This is a genomic window from Paraburkholderia sp. BGA-UO-ETr-F21, assembly GCF_059567925.1.
Map to the genome: position 1 here is coordinate 422,415 of NZ_JCAQOY010000037.1, position 24,600 is coordinate 447,014.

The following is a 24,600-nucleotide window of genomic DNA, read 5'->3' on the forward strand; positions in this document are numbered from 1 at the left end:
TTGCTGCTTTCTTTGCTATCGGTTAATACGCTTGCTTGTGCCGATCAAATCGACGGACGCCTAGCGCAGCCAGCCCTTGATCGTGTCGCACATCGCCTCGGTCGAAATACCGTAGCGATCGTGTAGCGTCGGCAGCGCGCCGGCATCGAGAAAGGCGTCGGGCAGGCCGATCTGGCGGAAGGCCGGCGTGACACCGTTGGTCAGCAGCACGGTGGCCACCGCCTCGCCGAGTCCGCCGATCACCGTATGGTTCTCCGCCACGATCACGAGGCGCCCCGGCCGGCGCGCTTCGCGCAGCAGCGTGACCGTGTCGAGCGGCTTGATGGTCGGCACGTGCAGCACGCCCACGTCGATGCGATCGGCGGCGAGCGCCTTGGCCGTTTCGAGTGCGCGCATCGTCATGATCCCGGACGAGATGATCAGCACTTCGGCGCCGTCGCGCAGCAGCTTCGCTTTGCCGAGTTGGAACTGGTAATCGTATTCGTCGAGCACGACCGGCACGTTGCCGCGCAACAGCCGTGCGTACACCGGGCCGCGATGGTCGGCGATCGCCGGCACCATCTGTTCGATTTCGAGCGCGTCGCACGGGTCGATCACCGTGAGGTTCGGCATCGCGCGAAAGAGAGCGAGGTCTTCGGCCGCCTGGTGGCTCGGACCGTAGCCGGTCGTGAGGCCGGGCAGCGCGCACACCATCTTGACGTCGAGGTTGTCCTCGGCGATCGCCTGGTGGATGAAGTCGTAAGCGCGGCGCGCGGCGAACACCGCATACGTGGTGACAAATGGCTGCGCGCCTTCGTGCGCCATGCCGGCGGCTGCGCCCATCAGCAGTTGCTCGGCCATGCCCATCTGATAGAAACGCTCGGGGTATTCCTTCGCGAACAGATGGAGGTCGGTGTATTTGCCGAGGTCGGCGGTCATGCCGACCACTTCGGGGCGGTTGCGCGCGAGTTCCACCAGCGCGTGGCCGAATGGTGCGGAGCGGGTGATCTGGCCTTCACCGGCGATCGAGGCGATCATCGCCGAGGTTTTCAGGCGTGGTTTCGGTGCGGCGGCGCTCATACGGTTCTCCCGGCTTCGAGCGCCTGCAGCGCGAGTTGCCACTCGTGCGCGTCGACGCGGATAAAGTGGTTTTTCTCGCGTGCTTCGAGAAACGGCACGCCGTACCCCATACGCGTATCGCAGACGATGATGCGCGGTTGCGCTTCAGAATGCGCGCGAGCCGCATCGAACGCGGCGACCACCGCCGCGAGATCGTTGCCGTCCACGCGCTGCACGAACCAGCCGAACGCCTGCAGTTTCTCGACCAACGGTTCGAACGCCATGACCGCTGAAGACGGTCCGTCGGCCTGCTGGTTGTTGACATCGACCATCGCGATCAGGTTGTCGAGCTTCCAGTGCGCAGCGGACATCAGCCCTTCCCATACCGCGCCTTCGTCGAGTTCGCCGTCCGAGAACAGCGTGTAGACGGTGGCGTCCGAACCCTTGCGCTTCAGACCCAGGCAGCGGCCGACCGCAATCGTCAAGCCCTGGCCGAGCGAGCCGCCGGACATCTCCATGCCGGGTGTGTAACTCGCCATGCCGGACATGGGCAGGCGGCTGTCGTCGCTGCCGTAGGTCTCCAGTTCTTCGTCGGCGATGATGCCGGCTTCGATCAGCGCCGCGTACAGGGCAATCGCGTAATGGCCGTTGGAGAGCAGGAAGCGGTCGCGGCCTTCCCAGTCGGGATCGTCGGCGCGATATCGCATGGCGCGGAAGTAGGCGACGGCCAGCACGTCGGCGATGTCGAGCGCCTGGCCGATATAGCCTTGCCCTTGCACTTCGCCCATGCGCAGCGCGTTGCGGCGGATCTGGTAGGCGTGCTCCGCGAGCTCGGGAAAGGGCGCGGCTTCTCTCAGGTTCATTGTCTCGTCTCCTTGTTTGCGTGGGCTGCATCGATGCCGCAGCCAGTGATGACAAGCGTAACCGTCCGCCCACCAGCGCTCAAACGAATTAAGATGGCCGATGGATGAATTGAATTCACGTGGATGCTGCCATGCACAATCGCGTCACACTCAAGTCGATACAAGCGTTCGAAGCGGCCGCGCGGCTTTCGTCGTTCGCGCTCGCAGCAGAAGAACTGTTCGTGACGCCTTCGGCGATCAGCCATCAAATCAAGCTGCTCGAAGAGCAATTGAGCATTCGTCTGTTTCATCGGCTGCATCGCACGGTGCTGTTGACGGACTCGGGGCGGCAATACGCAGAGGAAATCACCTCGGCGTTCGCGCGTATCGACGCGGCGACGCGCGAGATCGGCCGCGTGGCCAAGAGCGACATCCTCACGATTCATTGCACGCCGAGTTTTGCGACCCAGTGGCTGATGCCGCGAATCGCGCGTTTCAGCGCGGCGCATCCGGATATCGACGTGCGTTTGAACGCGTCGTCCGAAGCGGCGGATCTGATTTCGGAAGCGGTCGATATCGACATCCGCTATGGTCCGCGCAAGCTGCAACCGGCCGGCACGTTGGTACTGGAATTGCCGCCGGAGACGATCGTGCCGCTATGCGCGCCGGCGCTCATGAGCGGCGACCATCCGCTGCGCAGCATCGAGGACTTTCAGCACCACTCGCTGATCCATAGCGAAGGCTGTCTGGTCGGCTGGCGGGACTGGATGCGTTTGCATCGAAAGACACGGATCGATATTGGACGCGGGCCGCGCTTCGACCGCTCGTTCATGGCGTTGAGCGCCGCGGTGGATGGCTTGGGCGTGTGTCTGGAGAGCCTGCTGCTCGCGCAGCGCGAACTGGAGACCGGGCGCCTCGTCGCGCCATTCGGCGCGGACGGCCTCAGCGTAAGCGGCTATACGCTGAATCTGCTGAAGTCGCGTGCGGATTTGCCGAAGCTACGCAGCTTTCAGGATTGGCTGTTTGCCGAATTGGAGAGGTAAGGCGCTCCTTGCATGGCCGCCTTCCAGGGCATTTTTAACCAAGACGGCCTCGCACGGGACTGGGTATGCTTGCCATATTCAGTCAATGCATGCGAGGACAACAAGGTGGCGCACTATCTTTGCCATGAGCAGCCGGACCTGCTGGACTTCGAAACGACCGTGATCGCGGCGCGGCCCGGCGCTGTCGTGCTGGGCCGATCCGCTCTGCATCCGGGCGGCGGCGGGCAGGTCTCAGACGCGGCCATGCTCACGCATGCGCACGGCGCCGTGCGCATCACAGGCGTCGCGGCGGAAGGCGATATGCTGTGGCATCTGCTCGACGAACCGCTGGAACTGGCCGGCAACGTGCACGTGGCCATCGACGCGGCGCGCCGCGCCACGGTCGCGCAACTCCATACCGCTACGCATATTCTCAATGCGCTGGTGTATCAACGTTTTGCCGGCGCGCTCGTGACCGGTGCGCAGATCAACGCGGACGGCACCGCGCGCATGGACTTCGATCTGCCCGACGCGGATAACGACGCCCTGCGTCTGCTGGAAGAGCCCGCCAACGAAGTGATCCGCAATGCGATGGACGTGCGCGTCTACTATGTCAGCGCCGACGAAGCGAAGGCAACGCAAGGCCTGATCCGCAGCCTCTCGGTGGCGCCGCCGCCGACGCCGGACGGTAACGTGCGTATCGTCGAGATCGGCGATCTGGACCGGCAGGCGTGCGGCGGCACGCATCTGACCAACACCGCGCAGTCGCGGCCCATTCGCATCGCGAAGATCGAAAACAAAGGCCGTCGCAATCGCCGTGTCAGAATCGAGCTGGTTTGATGGGTGTTCAGAAGGGAGCGTGTGCTATGGAGACATCGGATAAGAGCGAGCCGGAAGTGGTCTGCTGGCGAGACGGCGCGCTCGACGGCGCGTGTCTCGCGAGCGCACGTTATGGCAACCACAAGTTCGACCGCCATCTGCACGACGAACTCGTCATCGTTATGACGGAAGCCGGCGCGGGCCAATGCCATACGCGCGCGGGCAGCGAGATTGCCGGACCCGGCAGCGTGCTGGTGTTCGGGCCGGGCGAATATCATAGCGGTGAGGTATGGGAGGGCCGCGAATGGATTTATCGCGCGATCTATCTCGACATGGAAGGGCTTGGCGCGCTGAGCGCGGTGTTCTCACCCGATGCGCGCGCCGACAAGCCGCTGCTGATTCCGCCGGGACTCTATCAGGATCCGCACCTCGCGGGTTTGCTGGTCAAGGCGCACGCGAGCATGGATGAACAGGGCGCTGTCTCGCTGATGGAGCGTCAGGCGAACTGGTGGGCCGCGATGGGCATGCTGGTCGGACGCTATGGGCGCTCCGGTGAGGAGCCGGTCGAGCCCCGGCGCGAAGCGCGCAAGATGGAGCAGGTGCGCGAGTACGTCGCGGCCAATTACGAGCGTGATATCTCAGTCGACGAACTGGCGGAACTGGTCGGGCTGAGCCGTTTTTACCTCACACGCGCTTTCTGCAAGGAATTTGGCTTGCCGCCGCACGCCTACGCGACCCAGGTGAGGTTGCTGGCTGCGAAGCGGATGCTCGCTGCCGGCCACAATGCGGCGACGGCCGCGGTAGCGGTGGGCTTTTACGATCAGAGCCATCTGAACCGGTTGTTCAAGCGCGCGTATGGCATCACGCCTGGCGCGTATGCGGCGTTGAAGCCGGGGCATTGAGCCGCGGCTCGCGTTTCGCCGCCACCATCATGCGGGCAGAGGCACATCCTCGATCAGCGCCGCCCGCACCGCACGAATCCTGCGGTCGACGAAGTACCCTCCGCCTTCCACGTAACGCAGATAAAGCCTCCCGCACAACGAGCATTGCCACACGGCGCACCGGTTATACGGAAAGTATTTCGGCGCGATAGGCGCGTCCGCCGCCCAGTAACTGGTTTTGCCCGGCAGATACTCACTGAACGTCGGCTCCGGATCGTCCTCCGGCAACAGCGTGCCGATTTCCTCGAACTGCGTTTCATCGAGCGACAAAGGTTGAGATTGCCAGCCGTCGAGCGGGGTTTTCGTGCACGAGCAGGGCGCGGTAGCGCGCGTTTGCGCATTGCGCGCGAGGTCGAGGAGTGTTGCCGTGTTCAGATATTGCGCCATGTGGCCCACAATCAGTTGTTCATCATTCGTTCCCGGTGCGGAACGACCCACGAGCGGTCGAATCTGCCGTCGGCAATCGACTTCAGCGCCGCTGTTTCTTTCGCATGCTGGCCACGCGCGCCTTCGATCACCGCTTCCACGTCGGCGGGCGCGATGGCGAGCAAGCCATCTTCGTCGCCGACAATGATATCCCCGGGATGCACGACCATGCCACCGACCGTGACAGGCACGTTGATTTCGCCCGGTCCGTTCTTGTACGGCCCACGATGCGTGACGCCGCGCGCGTACACCGGAAAATCGCGCTGGCGCAGCGCGCCGACGTCACGGATCGCGCCGTCGATCACGAGACCCTGAACGCCGAGACTTTCCGCGAAGCTGGCCATGATCTCGCCCATCAGCGCCTGCGTGAGATCGCCCGCGCCGTCGATCACGAGCACGTCGCCGGGGCGGCAAAAGTCGAACGCGCGATGAATCGCGAGATTGTCCCCTGGCCGGGTGTGGACCGTGACGGCGGTGCCTGCCATGGGTCTCGGTTGGTGATAGGGCCGCAAGCCCACCATGCCGCTCGCGCGCGCCATGTTGTCGCTCAGCAGCGACACGGCCAGTTCACGCAATGCGTCTAGCGTGGCCGGCCTCGCCTGCAGCGCGGACTCGTATTCGCGCCATCCGATTGGATTCATACCGTTGCCCCTTGAGTTGCTGGTGTAGCGAGTTGTCGATCGAATTGACGCGAGAGCCGCGCATACACGGCGCGCGCGTTGTCTTCGTAGATACGCTGGCGGTCGGCGTCGCTGAGCCAGTCGATGGCGTCGATATAGCGGCGGGTGTCGTCGTAATAGTGGCCGGTTTCCGGATCGATACCCTGTACCGCGCCGATGGTTTCCGACGCGAACAGGATGTTGCCGACCGGAATGACCTTGGCGAGCAGTTCGGTGCCGGGCTGGTGATAGACGCAGGTGTCGAAGAACACGTTGTTCAGCAGGTATTCGCTTAGCAGCGGACGCTTCATGTCCTGCGCGAGTCCGCGATAGCGTCCCCAGTGATACGGCACGGCGCCGCCGCCGTGCGGGATGATGAAGCGCAGCGAGGGAAAGTCGGCGAACAGATCGCCCTGCAGCAATTGCATGAACGCCGATGTGTCGCCGTTGATGTAATGCGCGCCCGTTGCATGGAAGTTCGGATTGCACGACGACGAGACGTGGATCATCGCCGGCACGTCGAGTTCCACCATCGCCTCGTAGAGCGGATACCAGGAGCGGTCCGTGAGCGGTAGACCGGACCAGTGGCCGCCGGACGGATCCGGATTCAGATTGCAGCCGATAAAGCCGAGCTCTTCGACAGAGCGCCGCAATTCGGCGATGCAGTTGGCGGGCGGCACGCCCGGCGCCTGCGGCAATTGGCACACGCCGACGAAGTTGCGCGGAAACAGTTCGCACACGCGATGCACAAGGTCGTTGCATTCGCTTGACCAGAGCGCGTTGGCTTCGGCGGTGGCGAGGTGATGGCCCATGCCGGCGGCGCGGGGCGAGAAGATCGTGAGGTCCGTTCCGCGCTCGCGCTGGATCCGCAGCTGGCCGGTTTCGATGCTCGCGCGAATCTCGTCATCGGTGATCGATGGCCGTGGCGGCGGCGTGCCGCCGTCCTTGAGCGCGGCGATCTGCTGCGCGCGCCAGGCTTCGTGCTGGTTCGGTGCGGTCGTGTAATGACCGTGACAATCGATGATCATGGTGTGCCAATCCTGTGAGATGTCGCTGCGCGTGCATGCGCAGAGCGCAGATTCGATCCGCCGTCTGTTCAACCGGTCCGCCCGGCCGTGCCGCTTCTCAGGCGCGCGGGGCGGGGTCGCCGGCGGCGAGGGAAGTTGCTTCGTCTTCCGCCGGTGAGACCCGCATGACCAGCGCGATGATCGTCGCAACAACCAGAAAGGCCGCGATCGTCAGCAAGGCCAGCTTGAAATTGCCGGTTGCGCTGCGCACGAGGCCGATGCTCCACGGCCCGACCAGGCCGCCGAATTGCGCAATCGTGTTGATCAGCGCGATCGTCGCGGCGCCCGCGGCGCCGGTCCTGAATGACGATGCGAGGCTCCAGAACAGTGGGTTGCCCGCATAGATGAACAAACCGGTCACGCACAGCAGCCCATAGGCGATCACGGGGTTCGGTGCATAGGCGCTGCCGGCAATGGCCAGCGCGCTCATGCCGTACACGAATGCGAGGTGCTTCTTGCGGTCGCCGGTGCGATCGGAACTGCGGCTGATGAGGAACGTGCCCAGCACACCGAGCAAAGGCGGCGCGGCCGATAAAAAGCCGACTTCGAGATTGGTCAGGTGGCCGAGGCTCTTCACGATTTGCGGCAACCACAGAAACAGGCCGTAAATGCCAACCAGCGCGCAACCGAACAGGCAAGCAAGACTCCATACGCGGATGTCGCCCGCCACGCGCAGCAGCGGGAAATGCGCGTTACCGCCCACGGCTTCGCGCTCGGCGGCGAGCGTCGATTCGAGCCAGCGCTTTTCGTCGACGGACAGCCAGTCGGCATCGGCGGGGCGTTCGGTCATGACGCGCAGCGTCAGCAGGCCGAGCAGCATGGCCGGCACGCCTTCGAGGATGAACATCCATTGCCAGCCCTGCAAACCGAGAATGCCGTTCGCGTAGGTCATCAACGCGGTGGAAATGGGACCGCCCAGCACCGCGGAAAACGAACCGGCGATGATATAGCCGCCCACCGCACGCGCGCGGTAGCGCACGGGAAACCATTTCGTCAGGTAGACGGCGACGCCCGGCAGAAAACCCGCTTCCATGACGCCGAGCAGAAAGCGCAGCACGTAGAAGCTCGAATCGTTGAACACGAACGCCGTGGCGGCGGCGACCGCGCCCCAGGTCAGGAGAATGCGCGCGATCCAGCGGCGTGCGCCCACGCGATGCAGCAACAGGTTGCTCGGCACTTCCAGCAACATGTAGCCGACGAAGAAGATGCTGCCCGCGAACCCGAACACGGCCGGACTGAACCCGAGCTGCCTGTTCATGTCCAGCGCGGCGAAACCGATATTGATCCGGTCGAGATAGTTGAAGAACATCATCGCGAAGAGCAGGGGCATCAGGCGCCCGTAGACTTTTCGCATGGTTACGGCTTCGTTGATCGCGTCCATCCTGTCTCCTACCTTGCGGCGACGGCCGTAGCCGTGGCTGCGTTCTAATCATATGTGAGCCAATGATAAGAACCCGCGCGGAGGGAGTCCAAGACCGCTTGCTTATGCTTCTATAACTGATTGCTTATAGTGCTGGGCCCGGCAGCGGCGCGGGAAGGCAGCCCAGAAACGCTCGCAGATGAGGCGAAGGGTCGTCGGTGCGGAAAGTGGCTGCGAGTGTGGAGCGATACGACGAGCCGGGTCCGGTGAGGTGGCGGAAAACCACATCAGTGCGCCCGTGCCGCGCCACCGATTCGCCGATAAAGGTCACGCCCAGACCCGCGGCCACCAGTGCAATTGCAGTCTGGATTTCATAAGCCTCGTGCGCGACGATCGGGGTGATGCCCGCATCGCGGTAGAGCGATTGCACGGAGCGTTTGAATTGAGCGTTCTGATGCTTCGGGTACAGAATCAACGGAGTATCGGCGAGTTCGGCAATGCGCACTTTCTTGTGCGCGGCAAGCGGATGCCCCGGTTCGAGCGCGGCCATGACGCGCTCGCGCAGCAGCGGATACGACGTGCAACCTTCAATCGTGAGCGGCTGCCGACCAATGCCGATGTGAATACGCATGTCGCGCAGCGCATCGGCCTGTTCTTCGGTGAGCATCTCGAAGAGTTTGAGTTCGACCTGCGGAAACGCCTCGTGAAACGCTTTCAGCGCGGGCGGCAGAACGCTGTACATCGACGAGCGGGTGAAGCCGATGCTCAGCCAGCCACGCCGGCCTACGCCTATTTCCTGCGCGACAAGGGTCATCTGTTCCAGCGTGCCGAGTATTTGCCGCGCCTCGCTGCATAGATACTGGCCCGCCTCGGTCAAGCTCAGCGGACGCCTCGCGCGATCTACCAGTTGCGTGCCGAGTCGTTCTTCGAGCGAACGGATCTGCTGGCTCAGTGCGGGCTGCGCGATATGCAGACGTTCGGCGGCGCGGCTGAAGTTGAGCTCCTCCGCGAGAATCACGAAGCACTGCAGGGCTCTGACGTTCATATCGGTTCTTTTCTCCGCGCCTGTCGCGGTGCGAGGGCTGGCGTTTGCGCGCTGAGCGCCGGGCGATGGAACATGCCGTAGATCTCATCGAGCAGCCACGCAATGCCCGGGTCCGCGGCAAATTGCAAGTGCGAGTGAACCTGAATTTCAATGGGCGGCAGCGCGAACGGCAACGGCAGAATACGAAAGCCTTTATTGCGGTTGAAACGCTGCGCGATACTCCGCGGGAAAATCACGGCGAGGTCGGTATGCTGGACGATCTCCGGCGCCACCACGAAATGCGGCAGGCGCAGCACGATATCGCGGCGCAAATTCAATTCTTCCAGCCATTGTTCGACCATCCGGTGGCCGGTCGCATTGGTGCTGGCATACACATAGCGCAGGCTCGCGAGATCTTCCTTGGTCGGCTTCTGTTTGCGCAGCGGGTGACCGGCGCGCACCACGCACACATGTTCGTCGACGAAGAGCGTTCTGCTTATGCAACCGGGGTCGAGGCCGGGCACGTAACCGAGCGCGAGATCGATCTTGCCGCTGCGCATGGCCGAGCTCACCGAGTCGACGGAGACGTTCGCAATTTCCAGGCGAATGCCGCGCGCGTTGCGATCGAGCATCGACAGAAGCGGCGGCAGGAAATAGAACTCCGACATATCCGACATCGACACGCGAAAGACGCGCTGCGCCGTGGCCGGATCGAACTTGGCGATTTGCTGGACCGCGTCGTTGATGATCCCGAACGCCTGCGTGAGCGGCGCGTGCAGGCGCAAGGCGGCGTCGGTTGGAATCATGCCGGTGGGCGTGCGAACGAAGAGCCGGTCGTCGAACAGCACGCGCAGCCGGCGCAACGCGTGGCTGACGGCAGGCTGCGTGAGTCCGAGACGTTCCCCGGCGGCGGTCAGGCTGCGCAGATCGGAGATGGCGAGAAACACGCGCAGCAGGTTCAAGTCCGTAATGCCGGGTTGCGACTTGCTCATGACGTTCGGATCGCGGCGAGGGAGGGTATTTATTTGGGTTTCAGATTACCGTAAATGCTGCGCATAGGGAAATGTAGCGTCGCTCCGCTGTACGGCGGGAAAGCGTTGAAGTCCTGCTTCATGCTGGCCCGAACCGGCGACGCGAGGGCCGCGGCCAGCGACGCGGCATCGTCGAAAACCACCTTGTTGCGTTGCATGGACGTGGCGCGCGCCACGTCGAGGCCCGAACCGTAATCCAGACGCGTGTAGATTTCGAGTTCGCGAATGCCGGGCAATTGCGCCATGAGTGGCGGATGATGCGCGAGGTAATGCGAGAGCCACGCGTTGAAGTCCTGCGCTTCGCCTTCATAGCTGACGAGGTATGTGCAGCGCTCGGCGCGAGCGCTGGGGTCACCCGGATTCGGCGTGGCGAACTGCCTGACCGCCATGGCCTGCTGCGTAAAAGTGAGACCCGTGGTCGAAGCGCCTTCGACCACGTCGTGCAACGCACTCCCCGCTTGTAGCGCGTGTTCAAGCGGTTCGAGATCGTCGAAATACCATTGCAGCACGCAGCGGGGGCGGGCGGAAGTGTCGGTCGTCGACAAAGGATCGCAGTCGTCCGATTCCTCGGGCACGTGAATCGCGAAACGGCGCAATCCCTCCGTGTCGCGCGAGGCCGCTTCGAGCCGTGACAGCTCGGGGGGGCGCGCTTCTCGCTCAGGCGCACCGTGGCCAATCAGAAAGAAGCAGACTTCCACGTTCACCTCGTTGCTTGCGCGGTATGCGGCGCGGTTGCTGACGGCCTGCTCAAGCGATGAAACTGCCGGCCGAAATAAATCAGCCCGTCGCCGTCCGAGCGCAGCGCAATGTGGCGGATCTGCGCGAACATGACCGAGTGCGAGCCGACCGTCTTGATGTCCACGATCTCACCTTCGAGACTGGCAATCGCATCCTGCAGCACCGGTGCCGGCGACTCGCCCACGGTCCAAGCGTGACGCCCGAAGCGCTCGTCCATCGAGCATGCTGTCATGCCGGCAAAATCACGCGCGAGTTCCTGGCACTCCGCGGCAAGCACATTGATGCACACGCTGCGGTTGCGATGCAGTACGTCATGCACGTAGCTGGCCTGATTGATACAGACGAGCATGGTCGGCGGCGCGTCCGTCACGGAGCACACCGCGCTTGCGGTGATGCCACAGCGGCCGCCGGGTCCATCCGTGGTGATGATGTTGACGGCGGCCGGCAGGCACGCCATCGCGTCGCGGAAACGCTTTCTGGTGTCTTCGATCGTCACGTTCATTTCCTTTTGCATGGCAGGAGGCCGGGCGCGCCGTGTTACGGAAAAGGCGTGACTGGCGGCACGCCCGCGAACAGCGCGCCAGACGCGTCATACGTGCCTTCGCCCAGAAACGCATGTTGTGTCACCACGATCGAATCCCGCACGAGACGCTGCAAGCGGTTCTCGCGATAGATCGCGGCGACGCCCGCCATCTGATACGCCTGCATCACCACTTCGGCGCCGATCTGCGCGGCGTGCGTCGCGCTCAGGCGCAACAGATTCGCCTGCTCCTGCGAGACGGCATCGCCGTTGATGATCGTCCGCCATGCGGCCTCGGCGGATTCGTAGAAGAACGCGCGGGCGCTGCGCCAGTTGGCCTCCGCTTTCGCGAGGCCGGAGCGGTAATAGCCGCGGTCGGCGAGGCGCGGCGCGCCGGTGGTGGTTTTGGTCGAGCCGGACATGCCTGTCAACAGATCGAGCGCCGCCCGCGCGAGACCGATGTTGACGGCAGCGTGCACCTGGGCCTGATAGGCGACGGCGGGGTAGCGGTACAGCGGTTCGTCGATCAGCGCCGCGCCGCCGCGCACGAAGGTCCATGGCGTCTCAACGAATTTATCCTGGAGCCGCAAATCGTGGCTGCCGGTTCCCTGCATGCCGACCACGTTCCAGTTCTCGACGATCTCGACCTCATGCGCGGGAAACACCGCGGTGAACGGCTTGCCTGCGGCCGCCGCGCCGGAGTTGGCGGGCGTGCCGCCGATGCCGACGCCGATCCAGTCGGCGCCCTTGCAGCCGCTCGCGAAGCGCCACTGCCCGCTGACCACGAAGCCACCCGGCGCCTGGGCAGCGGGTTGCAGCGGATAGAGGCCGCCCGAGAAAACCTGGTCGGGGCCGGTGACGTAAATCTGCTCCTGTGTTTCGATCGGTAACGCGGCGAGATACGTATTCGCCGAGCCGAACGCGGCCACCCAGGCAGCGGAGCCGTCGGCGATCGCGATACGTTCGAGCATCCGCAGGAATTGCGCCGGCGGCAGCGCGTCGCCGCCGAAGCGTTGCGGCGTGCTGGCGCGGAAGATGCCCGCGCGCTTCATCTTCGAGATCATGTCGCGCGGGACATGGGAGAGTCGATCGAACTCGTCGCGGCGGCGCTCGATTTCGCTGATCAGCGCGTCGAGTGTGATCGGGCCGGCGTACTCAGGATACGGATCGGCATGATCGAGCGCCCTGGGTTCGTAAGCGTAGGTCGAAACATTGCTCATCGGAAGGCTTTGCATGATGACGGCTTGAAAATGGAGTAAATGAGTTCGGACGAATTGGCGTCGGCGGGGACGTCAAGCGCTTTCGCGCTCTGCATGCTCTTTGGCCTTCGCCTCGAGCCGCAGCGCTTTGGGAAAGGTCTCCGGTGCGAAGCAGGTGGCGGCTACCGTGATCAATCCGAGCACGACCAGATAAATCGCCACCGGTGCGGCGCTGCGGTAATGCGCGAGCAGCGCGGTCGCGACCATCGGCGAGAGTCCGCCGCCGAGTACCGACGAAATCTCGCGGCCGATACCGAGCCCCGAAAACCGCAGATGAACCGGCAACAACTCGCTGATGAACGCGGGCTGTGCGCCTTCCAGAATGCCGAGCGTGATGCTGTTGGCGAGTACGAGCGCTGTGATGACTTTCCACAGCACGCCCGAGCCGAGCAGCGTGAAATACGGGTAGGCGACCAGCACCATCGCCACGGCGCCGGCGAGATAGACCGGCTTGCGGCCGATCCGGTCCGTGAGACGCCCCATCAACAGCGACACGGGGATCATCAGCAACATCGACACGGTCAAGCCGCCTAACACCCAGCTCGATTTCAGGCCGATGAACTGGCCATACGCAATCGAGAACGCGAAGAAGATGTACGACGCCGCGCCTTCGCCGAAGCGCAGGCCGAACACGGTCAACACCTGGCGCGGGCATTGGCGCAGCACTTCGACGACCGGCATGCGGGCATCGCGGCGCGTAGCCTTGACTTCGGCGAACTCCGCGCTTTCGTCGACGGAGCGGCGCATCCACAGGCCGAGCGCGACCAGCACGGCGCTGCAGAGGAACGGCACGCGCCAGCCCCAACTGTGAAAGTCGGCGGGCGTGAGCGTTTGCACGAGCAGAAACGCGGCGGTGGACAGCACGAAGCCGAACGCTGCGCCGCACGGGCTCCAGGCCGCGAGCGCGCCGCGCCGGGAGGCGGGCGCGCTTTCGTGAATCAGCAGAATGCTGCCGCTCCATTCGCCGCCTGCGGCGAGGCCTTGCAAAATGCGCAACAGCACCAGCATGACGGGCGCCGCGAGGCCGATCTGCTGATAGGTCGGCAGAAGCCCCATGCCGACGGTGGCCGTGCCCATGACGAGCAGCGTCAGCATCATGACCGTCTTGCGGCCGTAGCGGTCGCCGATATGGCCGCACAGCACGCCTCCGATGGGCCGCGCGATAAAGCCCACCGTAAAGCCGCCGAATGCCGCGATCGTGCCGGTCAGCGGATCGCTGCCAACCGGAAAGAACAGCTTGCCGAACACGAGCGCGGCGGCGGTGCCATAGAGGAAGAAGTCGTACCATTCGAGAACCTGACCGAGCACGGCGGTCGTCACCGCGCGACGAACCTTGCTGGTGGGCCGGATGGCGGGCAGGGGTGTCAGAACAGCTGTCGCGTCAGAATTCATGGCAGTGGGAGGGTCACGAGGTGAAGGGTCGCGCGCTCCCGCCTTTTTGATCGGCAGGAGCGGCGAGACGAATCCGGCAGGCATGTCGAACGATAGGACCGTGAAAAAGCGCGGTCAAATTCGGGCCAAAAATGGCCGTCATGAATCGTGTGCATGACGGTTACGCTATTGCACGCGCGGCCGTTGCAGGCACTTGCGCGTGTGGGTTCCAACGAGACCGGACTGGCGGTTTGTTCGGGGAACTGAGATTTGGCGAAGCGCGGCCATCGCTCTACACTGTGTTCACATTCGGCGAAACAAGGAGAGAACTGGCATGCAATTGACCGATTTCGATACGCTGACGTTCGACTGCTATGGAACGTTGATCGACTGGGAAACCGGCATTTTCGAAGGCTTGCGGACGCTTCTCGCGCGTGTGGAACCGCCACTCACGCGCGACCAGGTGCTCGAAGCACACGCGCGGCACGAATCGTCGCAGCAGAGATACACGCCGGGGCGGCGTTATCAGGAGCTACTGCCGATCGTCTACAAGCGTCTCGCGGAAGAGTGGAATGTGCCGTACACGCTCGCCGACTGCGTGGCGTACGGCAAGTCCATCCAGAACTGGCCGGCATTCGACGATTCCGCTGCGTCGTTGCAATACCTGAAGCAGCATTACAAGCTGGTGATTCTGTCGAACGTCGATAACGAAAGCTTTGCTTATAGCAACGCGAAATTACAGGTCGAATTCGACGCGATTTTCACGGCCGAGGATATTGGCTCATACAAGCCGTCGCCGCGCAATTTCGAGTACATGCTGGAAAAGCTCGGCGAGCGAGGCATCAGGAAGGAAAAGATTTTGCACACGGCCGAAAGCCTGTTCCACGACCACAAACCGGCGAACGAATTCGGCCTCTCGTCGTGCTGGATTTATCGCCGGCACGCAAAGCAGGGCTTCGGTGCGACGATGGATCCGGGCTCACAGCCGAAGATCGACTTCCGCTTCAACAGCATGGGTGATCTGGTGAAAGCGCATCAGCGGGCTTTGCAGGCCAAATAGCGATTGAATGAAAACTGCCGCCTCGGTACAGCGCCTCTTTGGAATGTAAGGCGCTGCGCCGAGGCGGCAGAGTGTGCAGGTCAGGCGTTCAGTTGCCAGCGGGATAGCGGCTCGTCAATCAAGCCCGCCTTGGCACAAGTACTTGATCGACATGTAATCGTCGAGCCCGTACTTCGAGCCTTCGCGGCCATAGCCCGATTCCTTCACACCACCAAACGGCGCCGCTTCGCTCGACACCGCGCCTTCATTGATGCCGATCACCCCCGCTTCGAGCTGTGCGGCCACGCGGTTGATACGCCGCACGTCCTGCGTGTAGAAGTAGGCGGCGAGGCCGAACGGCGTGTCGTTGGCGAGGCGGATCGCTTCGGCTTCGTCGTCGAAACTGAAGAGCGGGGCAACCGGGCCGAAGGTTTCTTCGCAGCAGACCAGCATGTCGTCGCGCGCGTCCGTCAGCACGGTCGGCGCGTAGTAGTTCGGACCGAGTTCCGTCAGGCGCTTGCCGCCCGTCAGCACTTTCGCGCCGTGTTTGACGGCGTCTTCCACGTGACGGGCGATCTTCTCGATTGCGCGCTCGTTGATCATCGGGCCGATCTGCGCGTCCGGGTCCGTTGCGGGCGCAACCTTCAAGGCGGCGACGCGTCGCGCGAGCAGCTCGGCAAAGCGCGCATAGACGCCGGCTTGCACATACACGCGGTTCGGACACACGCAGGTCTGGCCGCCATTGCGGAATTTCGCCGCCATCAGACCGGTGACGGCGGCGTCGAGATCGGCGTCGTCGAATACGATAAAGGGCGCGTTGCCGCCCAATTCCAGCGAGAGCTTCTTGAGCGTGCCCGCCGATTCACGCGCGAGATGCTTGCCGACCGGCGTGGAGCCGGTGAACGTGATCTTGCGCACGCGCGCGTCGGCGAGCCAATCGGCAACCGCGGCAATGCCCTGTTCACGCGAGGCCGACAGCATGTTCAACACACCGTCCGGCAGACCGGCTTCCTGCGCGAGCGCGGCGAGAGCGAGCGCGGTGAGCGGCGTGTCTTCGGCGGGTTTGGCGACCACGGTGCAACCGGCCGCGAGCGCGGGCGCGATCTTGCGGGCGATCATGGCCAGCGGGAAATTCCACGGGGTGATGGCCGCGACCACGCCGACCGGTTCCTTCACCGCGCTCATGCGCTTGCCGCGCTGCTGCTGCGGAATCAGATCGCCGTAGATGCGGGTCGCTTCGTCGGCGAACCACGCCACGTACGACGCACCGTAAGCCACTTCGCCGCGGCTTTCCGCGAGCGGCTTGCCCTGTTCCATCGACATCAGCTTCGCGAGATCGTCGGTATTGGCGACGATCAGCGCGTGCCAGCGGCGCAGGATCTCGGCGCGCTCGCGCGGCAGCTTATCGCGCCAGGCGGGGAACGCGCGGGCTGCGGCGTCGGTGGCGGCGCGCGCGTCCGCGGCGCCGCTGTTCGCCACTTCGACGATCGTTTCGCCGGTGGCCGGGTTGGTGACGGCAAAGCGGGCGCCGTCGGCGGCACCGGCCCATTTTCCGTCGATCAGGTTCTGCGGGCGAATCAGTTCACTGCGCGTCAATGCGAGAGACATCGGGTTGCTCCTTCAGGTTGCCCTTGATTCGGCGAGGCTCGCGGCGGCGCGGCCGCGTACCGTGGGCCGATTGATGGATCGATGCTACGCCTGTGCCGCAATCGATCAAATTGACAATCGGGGCGTCGGCGGTTTGCACGCCTTTTTTTTCGTGCTGTGACAGCATTTTCTGCTGAATGGCTTGCAAATTCATTTCGGCCGTCGTGGCCCGGTCGACGCGCGCACGATGAGCGTGGGCGGCGGGGCGAGCAGCATCGACGGCTGCTGGTCCGGCGTCTGGATCAGCCGGATCAAACTCTCGACCGACAACTCAGCGATCGCCGCGGTCTGAATCGCGACCGTCGTCAAAGCGGGATGCACCTGGTGCGCCAGTTGAATGTCCGTAATGCCGATCACCGAAACGTCGTTCGGCACCGCTCGGCCCAGCGTCAGCAGCGCCTGTGCCGCACCGATCGCGAGCAGGTCGTTGGTCGCGAAGATCGCGGTGAGATGCGGCCGGTTCGCCATCAGTTGCATGCAGGCGGCGTAGCCCGCGTCGATCGAGTCGCGGATTTGCAGCACCGCCGCCGCGTCGGTCTCGATACCGGCGGCGCGCATCGCGGCGCGAAACCCGTTGGAGCGCGCATCCTGCAAGCCGCCGCAACCGTCGCCGATCAGAAGGCCGATTTCGCGGTGGCCGAGCTCGAGCAGATGCCGCGCGGCCAGCTCGCCCGCGAGATGAAAATCCACGGCGATGCAAGGCAGCGCGGGAGGCGATTCCGGGTGTTCCCACATGGCCAGCAAAATCGGCGCGCTGTGCGTAGCCGACGCACACAGATCGTTAATCGTGATGTCCGTGTTCATGACTAGCACGCCGTCGGCCAGCGTGCCCGCGATCTGGTTCAGATACGCGCGGCCGATCTCGGCGTCATCGTCAGTATTGCAAACCATCAGGAAGTGGCCGGCTTTGCGCGCGGCACGCTCGGCGGCCAGCACGAACTCAGGGTAGAACGGGTTCGAGATATTCGATAGCATCAACGCGAGCGTCGACGAGCGGCCCTCGGCCAGTGCGCGTGCATTCAGGTTGGGCCGGTAGCCGAGATCGGCGATCGCCTTGAGCACGCGTTCAGCCGTTTCGGGGCGCACCTTCTCGCGGTTGCGCAGCACGTTGGAGACAGTCGCGGCGGTGACGTGAGCGCGCTTCGCAACTTCGGACAGAGTGACCATAACTTCTTTATCCCATATTCAGGGAATGCGATTCAAATGTTGCAAGCTGCGGGCGACGTTGATAACTTGCTGGAAAACATCCAGGAGACACCCGCCATGACTTTTTCCCTCGAACTCGAATTTAAGCGATTAAATGCCTGCCGTGCAAGGGTTGGTCACTTATTTTTCCTAGAAATTTAAGCGGTTAAATCCACGGAGGCAGCATGGCGGCAATTCGTTTGACGAACGTGCAGAAGTCGTACGGTGACCATCCGCCGGTGATCCGGCGCGTGAATCTGGAGATAGCGCAGCACGAATTCTGTGTGTTTCTCGGACCTTCGGGTTGCGGCAAGTCGACTCTGCTGAGAATGATCGCGGGGCTCGAGGACCTGAGCGAAGGCGAACTGCATATCGGCGGGCGTCTGGTGAACGACGTGCCTGCCGCGGCGCGCGGCGTCGCCATGGTGTTCCAGAGCTACGCGCTGTTTCCGCACATGACCGTGTTCGACAACATGGCATTCGGTCTGAAGCTCGCGAAACAACCCAAGAACGTGATCGACAGCAAGGTGCGCGAAGCCGCGCGCATTCTGCAACTGGACAGCTTTCTGGAGCGCTATCCGAAAGCGCTTTCGGGCGGGCAGCGACAGCGCGTCGCGATCGGCCGCGCGATCGTGCGGGAGCCCGGCGTGTTCCTGTTCGACGAGCCGCTGTCGAATCTCGACGCCGCGCTGCGTGGCCAGACGCGCGTCGAAATCGCGCGTTTGCATCAGCGCTTTGCCAACGCGAGCGTGGTGTATGTGACCCACGACCAGGTCGAAGCGATGACGCTCGCCGACCGGATCGTGCTGCTGCATGCGGGTGCTGACGCCGAGCGCTTCGGCAGCATTGCGCAAAGCGGCGCGCCGCTCGAGTTGTATCACCATCCAAAGTCGCGCTTCGTGGCGGGTTTCATCGGTTCGCCGCGCATGAATTTTATCGACGCCGTGGTCGATTCGATCGAGCCGGGGAGCGTCACGGTCACGCTGACGCAAAGCGGCGAGCGCTTGACCGCACAGGTCGACGGTCAACGTTTGCAGCGCGGCCAGCCGGTCACGCTCGGCGTGCGGCCGGAACATCTGCGCCTCGACGGCGCCGGGCAGTCCGTGCAGTGCACGACGGTGCTGTCGGAACGGCTCGGTGAGCACAGCTATATCCATGCGGATCATGCGGCGGGCACGCTCATCGCCAAGGCCGCGGGCGATACGCCGATCCGTTCGGGCGAGCGTATTGCCATTCACGTTCCGCCTTCTGCCTGTCATCTGTTCGACGCGGATGGGATTGCACTGCGGCGCAGCGCGTTCGAGCCCGAACGCGCCGCCGCTTGAGTTTTGGTTCGTGAGCGTTTGAAGCAACAACTGATTCATCAAAGCCGAATTCCGCCACAGAGCGGGTTACATTGCCGGCAGCCGCGCTGCCGGCCAACAAGGTATCAAGGAGACACAAGATGATTGCTTTTCGCCTTCGCCGTCTTGCACACGTGTCGATCGCAGCCGCACTGGTCGCCGGTTCGCTCTGCTGTGCCGCAGTCGACGCCGCCACGCTCAACGTCAACGTATCGGCGCGCGGGAATCAGCGCTCGACATGGCAGGACGCGTTCGACAAGTTCAAGAAGGCCAATCCCGATGTCGATCTGAAAGTGACCTACATCACCGAAGAAGCGTACAAGGTGCAGATGAGCGGCTGGCTTGCCACCGATCCGCCCGACGTCGTCTCGTGGCACGACGGCGAGCGCATGGCGTATTACGCGCAACGCGGCCTGCTCGAAGACCTGTCGGCGGACTGGAGCAAAAATGGCTGGTCGCAGCAGTACGCGTCGGTGAAGGATGCGTCGACGTATAAGGGCAAGCAGTACGCGGCGCCGCTCGGCTACGACGCGTACGGTTTCTTCTATCGCAAGGATCTGTTCGAGAAGGCCGGCATCAAGAGCGAGCCGAAAACGTGGGATGAATTTCTCGATGCCTGCAAGAAGCTGAAGGCCAGCGGCGTCGCGCCGATCGCCGTGGCTGCGCGCGACAGCTGGACGCTTGCCGCCTGGTTCGACTATCTGGATCTGCGCATCAACGGCAACGCATTCCATCAGCAATTGATGGCGGGCGAAATTCCGTACACCGACGCACGCGTGAAAAAGGTCTATGCCGCGTGGAAAACGCTGATCGATGACCACTACTTCATCGACAATGCGCTCTCTTACGACCTCGATTCGATCGCACCGTTTCTCGTGAACGGCAAGGCGTCGATGATGCTGATGGGCACGTTCTTCTCCGCGAGCATTCCGGCGAACCTCAAGCCGCAAACCGGCTTCTTCCGCTTCCCCGTGATCGACGCGAACGTGCCGATGGCCGAGGACGGTCCGGTCAACGTGCTGCTGATTCCCGCAAAGGCGAAAAACAAGGCCGACGCGCGCAGGCTGCTCGCCTTCATGGAACAGCCGCAGATCAACGCCGATCTCGCGAAGGGCTGGGGAACGCTGCCGTCGAACAGTCTGGCGACCGAGCCTGACGATCCGATTTCGAAGGTTGGCTTCCAGACGCTCGCCAACACCAAGGGCGGTATCGCGCAGTTCTACGATCGCGACATGCAGAAGGAAATGGCCGACGAAGGTATGAAAGCGATGCAGCAGTTCTACAGCGATCCGTCGCAACTCGACGCCGTGCTCGTGCGCCTCGAAGCGACCCGTAAGCGCATCTACCAGAAGTAAAGAAGTCAGTCACGGAGCGCCGGCGGCGTAGCAACGGCCGGCGCTCGTCTTCGAATCGCCTTCGCTTTCCGACGAGGCCCGATCCATGTCTCATTCCGCAGCGCGCCGCTTACCCGCGGCTTCGCACCGTCACGTCTCGACCACGCGCCGTCATCAGCATCGCGCCGCGTTCTTCTTCCTGTTGCCGGGTTGTGCGTTGTTTTGCCTGTGCGTGGTGTATCCGATCATCAGCAGCATTTCGCTCAGTTTTTATCACTGGGACGGCATGACGCCGAAGACCTTCGCCGGCTTCGACAACTATATCGAGCTGTTTCATGCCGACACGTTTTATACGGCGCTCAAGAACAACCTCATCTGGCTCGCGCTGTTTCTGCTGGCGCCGCCGCTCGGGCTGCTGTTCGCGTTGTATCTGAACCAGCATATCCGCGGCATGCGCGTCGTGAAGTCGCTGTTCTTCGCGCCGTTCGTGCTCTCGGGCGTCGTGGTCGGTCTCGTGTTCAGCTGGTTCTACGATCCGGGCTTCGGTTTGCTGCGCCTGATCGTCGGTCATGGCATTCCCGTGCTCGGCGATCCGCATACGGTGACGTTCGGCATCGTGTTCGCCGCGTTATGGCCGCAAACACCGTTCTGCATGGTCCTCTACCTGACGGGCCTGACGGGTATCAATCCGGAAGTGGTCGAGGCGGCGCGCATGGAAGGCGCCAAAGGCGTGAAGCTGCTATGGCACGTGATCCTGCCGCAACTGCGGCCCGCCACGTTCATGGCCGTGGTGCTGACGGTGATCGGCGCATTGCGCAGCTTCGACCTGATCGCGGTGATGAGCGGCGGCGGTCCGTTCGACAGTTCCACCGTGCTCGCCTATTACATGTACGACCAGGCCATCAAGTACTACCGCGAAGGCTATTCCGCGGCGATTGCCGTCGTGCTGTTCGCCATCATGCTCGTCTACATCGTGTTCCATTTGCGCCGCATGCTGCGCGAAGAACGCTGATCTCCAAGGAGTTGCGCGTCATGTATCCGCTTCCCGTCGAACGCTGGAAACCGCTCAATCGCACGCTCTACAAAGTGTCGTTGCCCATTGCGCTGTTGATATGGCTTCTGCCGATGCTGGCCGTGCTCGTCACGTCGATCCGTTCATCCGACGAGCTGTCGCAAGGCGACTACTGGGGCTGGCCGAAGCACTTTGCGCTGCTAGAAAACTACGGCACGGCGCTCACGCAAACGCCGATGCTGCATTACTTTGCCAACAGCGTGCTGATCACGGTGCCTTCGGTGCTCGGCGCGATCGTGCTGGCGTCGATGGCGGGCTTTGCGTTGGCGACCTACCGGTTCCCGGGCAATACGGCCGTGCTATTCGCGTTCGTCGCCGGCAATTTCGTGCCGATCCAGATCCTGATGATCCCGGTGCGCGACATGGCGCTGAAGGTCGGACTGTTCAATAGCGTGTGGGCGCTCGTGATTTTCCACGTGTCGTTTCAGACCGGCTTCTGCACGCTGTTTCTGCGCAATTTCATCAAACAGTTGCCATTCGAAATGATCGAGGCCGCGCGCGTGGAAGGCGCGAGCGAATGGACCATCTATCTGCGCATCGTGTTGCCGCTGATCCGGCCCGCGCTCGCCGCACTCGGCATTCTGGTGTTCACGTTCGTGTGGAACGACTATTTCTGGGCGCTATGTCTCACGCAAGGCGACGACGCCGCGCCGATCACGGTGGGCGTCGCGGCGCTCAAGGGCCAATGGACGACCGCGTGGAACCTGGTCGCCGCGGGCTCGGTGCTGGCCGCGTTGCCTTCCGTGCTGATGTTCTTCCTGATGCAGAAGCACTTCGTAGCCGGTTTGACCTTCGGTGCAAGCAAGGGCTGAGCGCCGGTCCGACGTTATCTAACAACGAGAATCTCTCATGCAACTTGGTGTCTGTTATTACCCGGAACAATGGCCGCGCACGATGTGGGCCGACGACGCGAAACGTATGGCCGAGCTCGGCATCACCCATGTGCGGATCGCTGAATTCGCGTGGAGCCGGATGGAGCCGCGCGCCGGCGAATTCGTGTGGGAATGGCTCGACGAAGCGGTCGACACACTGGCGGCCGCGGGATTGAAACTGGTGCTCGGCACGCCGACCGCTTCGCCGCCGAAGTGGCTGATCGACGCGTATCCCGACGTGCTGCCGGTGCGCGCCGATGGCACGCGCTGGAATTTCGGTTCACGCCGGCACTACGATATATCCAGCGAAACCTATCGGCGCGAGTGCTTGCGGATCGTCACGGCGATGGCTCAGCGCTACGGGCGGCATGCCTCGATCGTCGCGTGGCAGACCGATAACGAACTCGGCTGTCACGAAACCGTGCCCAGCTATTCGCCGGCCGCGCTCGCGCGCTTTCAGACGTGGCTGCGGCGGCGCTACGAAACCGTCGAAGCGCTCAACGACGCATGGGGCAACGTATTCTGGAGCATGGAGTATCCGTCGTTCGAGGCGATCGGCTTGCCGAACCTTACGCCCACCGACGCCAATCCGATTCATCTGCTCGACTTCCGCCGCTTCATGTCGGACGAGGTGGCGGGTTTTCATCGCGAGCAGATCGACGTGTTGCGCGAGCATGCGCCGGCTGCGGATCTACTGCACAACTTCATGGGATTTTTCACGACCTTCGATCACTACCGTTTCGCCAAAGACAATGCGATCGATGTCGCCGCATGGGACAGCTACCCGATCGCGCGCACTGAATCGATCTCGCTGCCCGACGAACAGAAAGCGCTCTATGCACGCACCGCGCACCCCGACGTTTCCGCGTTCGACCACGATCGCTATCGGGCAATCGGCAGCGGGCGTTTCTGGGTGATGGAGCAGCAGGCCGGTCCGGTCAACTGGGCGCCGTGGAATCCGGTGCCGGCGAAAGGCATGGTCAGGCTGTGGGCTTACGAGGCATTCGCGCACGGCGCGGAACTGGTGTCGTATTTCCGCTGGCGTCAGTGTCCGTATGCGCAGGAGCAGATGCATTCCGGGCTCAATCTGTCGAACAACGAACTGTCGCCGGGTGGCCTCGAGGTGCAGCAGGCGGCGCGGGAAATCGCCGCGAGCGCCGCACTGGCCGAACTCGACGCACCGGCGCGTGCGGCTGTTGCAGTCGTATTCGACTACGAGACGCAATGGATGTTCGAGATTCAGCGTCATGGCAAGACCTTCGACTATCAGACGCTGGCGTTCGACTACTACGAGTCGTTGCGCGAACTCGGGCTCGACGTGGATATCGTGTCGAGCCGCGCGGATCTGTCGGCTTATGCGATGGTGGTCGTGCCGAGCATCGCCGTGGTCGACGAGGCGCTCGTGCATCAGATCGAGCGAAGCGAGGCGCAATGGGTGTTCGGCCCGCGCAGCGGCTCGAAAACCGACAGCTTCGCGATCCCCTCCACGCTGCCGCCCGGCGCGTTGCAACGCGTTCTGCCGATGCAGGTGCTCGAAGTCGAGACGCTGCGGCCCACGCTGGCACCCGCGGTGTCGATTGGTGGCACGCACGGTGTGGCGATGCACTGGCGCGAGCACGTGCGGGCCAACCTCGATACGCAGGTCGAGGCGCAATTCGACGACACGTGGCCCGCAGTGCTCTCGCACGGCAAGGTTCGCTACGTGGCCGGCTGGTTGTCGCATGCGTTGCATCGCACGGTATTGGAGCAGGCCGCGCGCGATGCCGGCATCGAAACGCAACGGCTGGCGGAAGGCTTGCGCATCCGGCGGCGCGGCGCTCTGACCTTCGCGTTCAACTTCGGTGCGCAGCCCGTGCATGCGCCGGCGCCGGTTGCTGCGACGTTCGTGCTCGGCGGTGCGCTGCTGAAAACAGGTGACGTGTGCGCATGGAAGAGCGAATGATCTGATTGGCTGTTCGACGGAATCGGATCCAACAGTGTGTGTAGTCGGA

At 63.2% G+C, this 24,600-nt stretch carries 24 protein-coding genes; 9 read left to right on the forward strand and 15 right to left on the reverse strand.

The features are described 5' to 3' along the window. Positions 1-60: 60 nt before the first annotated feature. Both AC57B1_RS25540 and AC57B1_RS25545 read right to left on the reverse strand, forming a co-directional pair. Positions 61-1,059, reverse strand: coding sequence for a transketolase family protein (locus tag AC57B1_RS25540; RefSeq protein WP_496419066.1), 999 nt, complete (start codon positions 1,057-1,059; stop codon positions 61-63). Continuing rightward, positions 1,056-1,901 (reverse strand): transketolase, encoded by an 846-nt coding sequence (locus AC57B1_RS25545; RefSeq protein ID WP_091803187.1) that lies wholly within the window; start codon positions 1,899-1,901, stop codon positions 1,056-1,058. Before AC57B1_RS25545 ends, AC57B1_RS25540 begins: the two co-directional genes overlap by 4 nt. Positions 1,902-2,032: 131 nt before the next feature. Between AC57B1_RS25545 and gcvA the strand changes: the two genes are divergently transcribed. The 3 genes from gcvA (at position 2,033) to AC57B1_RS25560 (ending at position 4,623) form a co-directional block, all read left to right on the forward strand. Then, positions 2,033-2,923: a transcriptional regulator GcvA gene (gene gcvA / locus AC57B1_RS25550; RefSeq protein ID WP_177205117.1), complete on the forward strand. Its 891-nt coding sequence runs from the start codon at positions 2,033-2,035 to the stop codon at positions 2,921-2,923. A 105-nt stretch (positions 2,924-3,028) separates the two neighbouring features. Next, positions 3,029-3,742 (forward strand): alanyl-tRNA editing protein, encoded by a 714-nt coding sequence (locus tag AC57B1_RS25555; protein ID WP_091808848.1) that lies wholly within the window; start codon positions 3,029-3,031, stop codon positions 3,740-3,742. A 26-nt stretch (positions 3,743-3,768) separates the two neighbouring features. Then, a complete protein-coding gene (locus AC57B1_RS25560; RefSeq protein WP_091803181.1) occupies positions 3,769-4,623 on the forward strand; it encodes an AraC family transcriptional regulator in 855 nt (284 codons plus the stop codon). A gap of 27 nt (positions 4,624-4,650) precedes the next feature. Here AC57B1_RS25560 and AC57B1_RS25565 read toward each other — a convergent pair whose 3' ends face one another. The 10 genes from AC57B1_RS25565 to AC57B1_RS25610 all read right to left on the reverse strand — a co-directional run bounded on the left by AC57B1_RS25565 (position 4,651) and on the right by AC57B1_RS25610 (position 14,138). Next, the gene (locus AC57B1_RS25565; protein WP_496419067.1) at positions 4,651-5,049 is read right to left on the reverse strand and encodes a hypothetical protein; all 399 of its coding nucleotides are present in this window, start codon (positions 5,047-5,049) and stop codon (positions 4,651-4,653) included. Between the two features lie 11 nt (positions 5,050-5,060). Further along, positions 5,061-5,729 (reverse strand): RraA family protein, encoded by a 669-nt coding sequence (locus AC57B1_RS25570; RefSeq protein WP_496419068.1) that lies wholly within the window; start codon positions 5,727-5,729, stop codon positions 5,061-5,063. Continuing rightward, positions 5,726-6,775 carry an amidohydrolase family protein gene (locus tag AC57B1_RS25575; protein ID WP_496419069.1) on the reverse strand — a complete coding sequence of 350 codons (1,050 nt, stop codon included), beginning with the start codon at positions 6,773-6,775 and terminating at the stop codon, positions 5,726-5,728. The genes AC57B1_RS25570 and AC57B1_RS25575 overlap by 4 nt, the downstream gene beginning before the upstream one ends. Before the next feature lie 97 nt (positions 6,776-6,872). Then, positions 6,873-8,195: an MFS transporter gene (locus tag AC57B1_RS25580; RefSeq protein WP_496419070.1), complete on the reverse strand. Its 1,323-nt coding sequence runs from the start codon at positions 8,193-8,195 to the stop codon at positions 6,873-6,875. 124 nt (positions 8,196-8,319) lie between these two features. Further along, the gene (locus tag AC57B1_RS25585) at positions 8,320-9,219 is read right to left on the reverse strand and encodes a LysR family transcriptional regulator (protein WP_408353844.1); all 900 of its coding nucleotides are present in this window, start codon (positions 9,217-9,219) and stop codon (positions 8,320-8,322) included. Beyond that, the gene (locus AC57B1_RS25590) at positions 9,216-10,190 is read right to left on the reverse strand and encodes a LysR family transcriptional regulator (RefSeq protein WP_408353842.1); all 975 of its coding nucleotides are present in this window, start codon (positions 10,188-10,190) and stop codon (positions 9,216-9,218) included. The genes AC57B1_RS25585 and AC57B1_RS25590 overlap by 4 nt, the downstream gene beginning before the upstream one ends. A 29-nt stretch (positions 10,191-10,219) precedes the next feature. Then, positions 10,220-10,927, reverse strand: coding sequence for an EthD family reductase (locus tag AC57B1_RS25595; protein WP_408353840.1), 708 nt, complete (start codon positions 10,925-10,927; stop codon positions 10,220-10,222). A 2-nt stretch (positions 10,928-10,929) separates the two neighbouring features. Next, positions 10,930-11,481 (reverse strand): 4-hydroxyphenylacetate 3-monooxygenase, reductase component, encoded by a 552-nt coding sequence (hpaC, locus tag AC57B1_RS25600; protein ID WP_408353838.1) that lies wholly within the window; start codon positions 11,479-11,481, stop codon positions 10,930-10,932. 23 nt (positions 11,482-11,504) lie between these two features. Next, on the reverse strand, positions 11,505-12,707 hold the full coding sequence (locus AC57B1_RS25605) for an acyl-CoA dehydrogenase family protein (RefSeq protein WP_496419326.1): 1,203 nt from the start codon (positions 12,705-12,707) through the stop codon (positions 11,505-11,507). A gap of 72 nt (positions 12,708-12,779) precedes the next feature. Continuing rightward, entirely contained in the window at positions 12,780-14,138 is a 1,359-nt protein-coding gene (locus tag AC57B1_RS25610) for an MFS transporter (RefSeq protein WP_408353836.1), read from the reverse strand. Positions 14,139-14,451: 313 nt separating this feature from the next. Between AC57B1_RS25610 and AC57B1_RS25615 the strand changes: the two genes are divergently transcribed. Continuing rightward, positions 14,452-15,177 carry a haloacid dehalogenase type II gene (locus tag AC57B1_RS25615; RefSeq protein ID WP_496419071.1) on the forward strand — a complete coding sequence of 242 codons (726 nt, stop codon included), beginning with the start codon at positions 14,452-14,454 and terminating at the stop codon, positions 15,175-15,177. A gap of 114 nt (positions 15,178-15,291) precedes the next feature. On the opposite strand, the gene AC57B1_RS25620 is transcribed toward AC57B1_RS25615, so the two are convergent. The 3 genes from AC57B1_RS25620 to AC57B1_RS25630 are packed head-to-tail and all read right to left on the reverse strand — an operon-like array spanning position 15,292 to position 17,970. Beyond that, a complete protein-coding gene (locus AC57B1_RS25620; protein WP_091803140.1) occupies positions 15,292-16,764 on the reverse strand; it encodes an NAD-dependent succinate-semialdehyde dehydrogenase in 1,473 nt (490 codons plus the stop codon). Further along, the gene (locus AC57B1_RS25625; RefSeq protein ID WP_143048395.1) at positions 16,739-16,951 is read right to left on the reverse strand and encodes a hypothetical protein; all 213 of its coding nucleotides are present in this window, start codon (positions 16,949-16,951) and stop codon (positions 16,739-16,741) included. Before AC57B1_RS25625 ends, AC57B1_RS25620 begins: the two co-directional genes overlap by 26 nt. 2 nt (positions 16,952-16,953) lie before the next feature. Then, positions 16,954-17,970 (reverse strand): LacI family DNA-binding transcriptional regulator, encoded by a 1,017-nt coding sequence (locus AC57B1_RS25630; protein ID WP_091803138.1) that lies wholly within the window; start codon positions 17,968-17,970, stop codon positions 16,954-16,956. A 203-nt stretch (positions 17,971-18,173) separates the two neighbouring features. Between AC57B1_RS25630 and AC57B1_RS25635 the strand changes: the two genes are divergently transcribed. The 5 genes from AC57B1_RS25635 (at position 18,174) to AC57B1_RS25655 (ending at position 24,551) form a co-directional block, all read left to right on the forward strand. Continuing rightward, entirely contained in the window at positions 18,174-19,313 is a 1,140-nt protein-coding gene (locus tag AC57B1_RS25635) for an ABC transporter ATP-binding protein (RefSeq protein ID WP_408353832.1), read from the forward strand. Positions 19,314-19,432: 119 nt separating this feature from the next. Then, positions 19,433-20,686 carry an ABC transporter substrate-binding protein gene (locus tag AC57B1_RS25640; RefSeq protein WP_091803132.1) on the forward strand — a complete coding sequence of 418 codons (1,254 nt, stop codon included), beginning with the start codon at positions 19,433-19,435 and terminating at the stop codon, positions 20,684-20,686. Positions 20,687-20,771: 85 nt separating this feature from the next. Next, positions 20,772-21,677: a carbohydrate ABC transporter permease gene (locus AC57B1_RS25645; protein ID WP_408184816.1), complete on the forward strand. Its 906-nt coding sequence runs from the start codon at positions 20,772-20,774 to the stop codon at positions 21,675-21,677. 20 nt (positions 21,678-21,697) lie between these two features. Beyond that, the gene (locus AC57B1_RS25650) at positions 21,698-22,549 is read left to right on the forward strand and encodes a carbohydrate ABC transporter permease (RefSeq protein ID WP_091803125.1); all 852 of its coding nucleotides are present in this window, start codon (positions 21,698-21,700) and stop codon (positions 22,547-22,549) included. Between the two features lie 37 nt (positions 22,550-22,586). After that, complete coding sequence (locus tag AC57B1_RS25655) at positions 22,587-24,551, forward strand: beta-galactosidase (RefSeq protein WP_496419072.1); 1,965 nt, start codon at positions 22,587-22,589, stop codon at positions 24,549-24,551. Positions 24,552-24,600 lie beyond the last annotated feature (49 nt).

Excerpts from the sequence above, each read along its gene's own strand:
- AC57B1_RS25540 (WP_496419066.1), bottom strand. The coding sequence starts at position 1,059 with ATGAGCGCCGCCGCACCGAAACCACGCCTGAAAACCTCGGCGATGATC.
- AC57B1_RS25545 (WP_091803187.1), bottom strand. The coding sequence starts at position 1,901 with ATGAACCTGAGAGAAGCCGCGCCCTTTCCCGAGCTCGCGGAGCACGCC.
- gcvA (WP_177205117.1), top strand. The coding sequence starts at position 2,033 with ATGCACAATCGCGTCACACTCAAGTCGATACAAGCGTTCGAAGCGGCC.
- AC57B1_RS25560 (WP_091803181.1), top strand. The coding sequence starts at position 3,769 with ATGGAGACATCGGATAAGAGCGAGCCGGAAGTGGTCTGCTGGCGAGAC.
- AC57B1_RS25565 (WP_496419067.1), bottom strand. The coding sequence starts at position 5,049 with ATGGCGCAATATCTGAACACGGCAACACTCCTCGACCTCGCGCGCAAT.
- AC57B1_RS25570 (WP_496419068.1), bottom strand. The coding sequence starts at position 5,729 with ATGAATCCAATCGGATGGCGCGAATACGAGTCCGCGCTGCAGGCGAGG.
- AC57B1_RS25575 (WP_496419069.1), bottom strand. The coding sequence starts at position 6,775 with ATGATCATCGATTGTCACGGTCATTACACGACCGCACCGAACCAGCAC.
- AC57B1_RS25580 (WP_496419070.1), bottom strand. The coding sequence starts at position 8,195 with ATGGACGCGATCAACGAAGCCGTAACCATGCGAAAAGTCTACGGGCGC.
- AC57B1_RS25585 (WP_408353844.1), bottom strand. The coding sequence starts at position 9,219 with ATGAACGTCAGAGCCCTGCAGTGCTTCGTGATTCTCGCGGAGGAGCTC.
- AC57B1_RS25590 (WP_408353842.1), bottom strand. The coding sequence starts at position 10,190 with ATGAGCAAGTCGCAACCCGGCATTACGGACTTGAACCTGCTGCGCGTG.
- hpaC (WP_408353838.1), bottom strand. The coding sequence starts at position 11,481 with ATGCAAAAGGAAATGAACGTGACGATCGAAGACACCAGAAAGCGTTTC.
- AC57B1_RS25605 (WP_496419326.1), bottom strand. The coding sequence starts at position 12,707 with ATGAGCAATGTTTCGACCTACGCTTACGAACCCAGGGCGCTCGATCAT.
- AC57B1_RS25610 (WP_408353836.1), bottom strand. The coding sequence starts at position 14,138 with ATGAATTCTGACGCGACAGCTGTTCTGACACCCCTGCCCGCCATCCGG.
- AC57B1_RS25615 (WP_496419071.1), top strand. The coding sequence starts at position 14,452 with ATGCAATTGACCGATTTCGATACGCTGACGTTCGACTGCTATGGAACG.
- AC57B1_RS25620 (WP_091803140.1), bottom strand. The coding sequence starts at position 16,764 with ATGTCTCTCGCATTGACGCGCAGTGAACTGATTCGCCCGCAGAACCTG.
- AC57B1_RS25630 (WP_091803138.1), bottom strand. The coding sequence starts at position 17,970 with ATGGTCACTCTGTCCGAAGTTGCGAAGCGCGCTCACGTCACCGCCGCG.
- AC57B1_RS25635 (WP_408353832.1), top strand. The coding sequence starts at position 18,174 with ATGGCGGCAATTCGTTTGACGAACGTGCAGAAGTCGTACGGTGACCAT.
- AC57B1_RS25640 (WP_091803132.1), top strand. The coding sequence starts at position 19,433 with ATGATTGCTTTTCGCCTTCGCCGTCTTGCACACGTGTCGATCGCAGCC.
- AC57B1_RS25645 (WP_408184816.1), top strand. The coding sequence starts at position 20,772 with ATGTCTCATTCCGCAGCGCGCCGCTTACCCGCGGCTTCGCACCGTCAC.
- AC57B1_RS25650 (WP_091803125.1), top strand. The coding sequence starts at position 21,698 with ATGTATCCGCTTCCCGTCGAACGCTGGAAACCGCTCAATCGCACGCTC.
- AC57B1_RS25655 (WP_496419072.1), top strand. The coding sequence starts at position 22,587 with ATGCAACTTGGTGTCTGTTATTACCCGGAACAATGGCCGCGCACGATG.